General features: G+C 33.2%; 1 protein-coding gene. It reads left to right on the top strand.

Going from position 1 to position 1,239, the window contains the following annotated elements:
* The first annotated feature begins 122 nt into the window (after nucleotides 1–122).
* Nucleotides 123–1,016, top strand: a complete 894-nt coding sequence (locus QRN68_RS25995; protein ID WP_285400285.1) for a patatin-like phospholipase family protein — start codon at nucleotides 123–125, stop codon at nucleotides 1,014–1,016.
* Nucleotides 1,017–1,239 lie beyond the last annotated feature (223 nt).

The following is a 1,239-nucleotide window of genomic DNA, read 5'->3' as shown; positions in this document are numbered from 1 at the left end:
TCTCTCTTTTTGTATAATTTTCATTGGAAGAAATTAGATAATCAACACGCGTGTATTTATAGTTCTAATTGTTGTTACTAATTCTTATAATGTAAAGATTATTTGAAAAAGGAGAGGGAATTTTGTGGATTGATGGTGTTTTTTCTGGTGGCGGTTTGAAGGGGTTTGCACTGGTAGGGGCGTATCAAGTACTAGAGGCTGAAAATTTTCGTTTTAAACGGGTGGCTGGGACGAGTGCTGGAGCCATATTAGCTGCTTTTATTGCTGCAGGATATAGCGGAAAAGAAATCCAAACTATGTTAGAAGAGTTGGATGTACCTTCATTACTAGATCCAAGGAAGACAATCTTACCATTGCCGTTTATGAAGTGGGTTAATGTTTATCACCATTTAGGTTTATATAAAGGAAAAGCATTAGAAAAATGGTTTTTTCAGAAATTAGCTGCAAAAGGCGTTTATACATTCGGAGATTTACCTAGAGATTCGTTAAAATTAGTGGCCTCTGATTTAACAAATGGCAAAATGATGGTGTTACCGGATGATTTACACAATTATCATATTGATGCAAAAAATTTTTCTGTTGCAAGTGCTTTACGTATGAGCTGTGGTATACCGTTTTTCTTTGAACCTGTTACATTAAAAACAGGAAAAGGAGAATCGGTTATTGTAGATGGTGGAGTATTGAGTAATTTCCCGTTATGGGTATTTGATGATAGAGGTGGACGTAAAGTACGACCAATCATTGGGCTTAAATTGAGTAGACGTAGAGAAGAGCAGCGCCCGCACGAAATTAAAAATGGATTAAATTTATTTGAAGCTTTATTTTCTACTATGAAAGATGCTCATGATGAAAGGTATATTTCAAGACGACATGAAAGAGATATTATTTTCATTCCTGTCGATGATTACAGTGCCACACAATTTGATTTAGATCAAGAGACTAAAGAAACGCTTTTAGAAATAGGAAGGAACCGTACTATTCAATTTTTAAAAACATGGCCAAGATTTAAGTTATAAAACTTTTAAAAAAAACGCTAGAAAACTATTGACGTTCTATAGGAGTAGATGATATTATATAAAAGTTGCTGCTGAACAAACAGCTACAACAATATAAAAACAAAATAACTTGTTGACATCATATATGAAACATGTTATTATATAAGAGTTAACTCTTAACAAAGAGATAACAAAATGAACCTTGAAAACTGAACAAGCAAAACGTAATCAATAAAGTTTTTAG

This window comes from Lysinibacillus sp. fls2-241-R2A-57, from assembly GCF_030209535.1.
Classification (GTDB): domain Bacteria; phylum Bacillota; class Bacilli; order Bacillales_A; family Planococcaceae; genus Lysinibacillus.
This window is presented reverse-complemented; position numbering and strand designations above follow the sequence as displayed.